Consider the following 687-nt stretch of genomic DNA (forward strand, 5'->3'; position numbering starts at 1 on the left):
GGGGGGTTCTAAAAAGCTTTTAGCTATGGACAAAAAAAATACTCCAGTCGTAAAATAAAGTCAGGTCTGGTCAACCGATTACGTACGAAAGGAGCTCCAATAATGGATAATAAAAGTTTAGCACATACAACGTGGAATTGTAAGTATCACATCGTGTTTGCCCCAAAATATAGAAGACGAATGATTTATGGGAAAATCAAAGCAGATATTGGGAAAATCTTACGTCAATTGTGTGAGAGAAAAGGTGTAGAGATTATCGAAGCAACAGCATGCCCGGATCATATACATATGTTAGTGAGTATACCGCCAAAGCTAAGTGTATCTGCGTTTGTTGGGTATCTAAAAGGAAAAAGTAGCCTTATGATTTTTGATCGACATGCCCATTTGAAATATAAATATGGGAACCGGAAATTTTGGTGTCGAGGCTACTATGTGGATACAGTAGGGCGAAATAGAAAAGCCATTCAAGAGTACATCAAAAACCAGTTGCAAGAAGACCTTGTGGAAGATCAAATGACGATGAAAGAATTCATTGACCCATTCACAGGAGAAGAAATAGATCGAAGAAAAAATAAATAAACCGCTTGAGCGGTAGTCGGAAACGTAGTGCGGTTGGCAGACCTCTCAAAGCGTCTTTAGACGTGGGCCAGTACCCCAGCGTTTCACGCGCAGAGAAAACCACCAGTT

General features: G+C 40.2%; 1 protein-coding gene. It reads left to right on the plus strand.

From position 1 onward, the window contains the following. Positions 1 to 102: 102 nt before the first annotated feature. Complete coding sequence (gene tnpA, locus C9J34_RS21465; RefSeq protein ID WP_107842191.1) at positions 103 to 579, plus strand: IS200/IS605 family transposase; 477 nt, start codon at positions 103 to 105, stop codon at positions 577 to 579. Positions 580 to 687: the final 108 nt, after the last annotated feature.

The organism is Metasolibacillus meyeri, assembly GCF_003049505.1.
GTDB lineage: Bacteria > Bacillota > Bacilli > Bacillales_A > Planococcaceae > Metasolibacillus > Metasolibacillus meyeri.